Source organism: Treponema sp. R8-4-B8 (assembly GCF_054786175.1).
Map to the genome: position 1 here is coordinate 1 of NZ_BDHE01000247.1, position 606 is coordinate 606.

Below are 606 nucleotides of genomic sequence, written 5' to 3' on the forward strand. Positions count from 1 at the left end.
AGTGAGCAATGAGCAATGAGCAATGAGCAATTGACCGTTAGCAATGTCTCGTCACTGAGCTTGTCGAAGTGACCAAAGAGCGAAGTTAGCAAGAATAGCGTCTTGCAAAAAGACTGTGCCCACAAACAACGAAATTGCTCATTGCTCATTTTTCATTGCTCATTGTATATTTTTAGTTGTTACTCAATCGTCAGTATTAAAGCCTATCCTTCGGGTTGGCTTTGGATGTTCCAGCAGATTGTTCAAGGCAATGATAATATCATTCACGCGCTTATCGTTTTTTTCAATATAGAGCATGAGAAGTTTTCGTAACTCTGCAATTTGCTCATTGGTATCTTCTTTAGTAACTACATAATGCCTTAATTGAACAAACACCCGCATTATCTGTATATTAACATTAATGGCAATATCACTGTTTAAAAGCCCTGAAAGCATCGCGATGCCTTGTTCAGTAAAAACATAAGGATTGAACCTCATTTTTTCTACCTTTTTTGCGGTGTCAATTTGGCACCGCAAAAGTTCCCATTCTTTCGGAAACCGTTTTATTCGAGATGTTTCACACGAAGATCACAAAGGTACCAAGATCACAAAGGAAGAAAAGAGGGG

Annotated in this window: 1 protein-coding gene; it reads right to left on the reverse strand. The window is 38.6% G+C overall.

Going from position 1 to position 606, the window contains the following annotated elements:
• Positions 1-183 precede the first annotated feature (183 nt).
• Positions 184-546: an ORF6N domain-containing protein gene (locus ACYVRA_RS08185; RefSeq protein WP_461252236.1), complete on the reverse strand. Its 363-nt coding sequence runs from the start codon at positions 544-546 to the stop codon at positions 184-186.
• Positions 547-606: the final 60 nt, after the last annotated feature.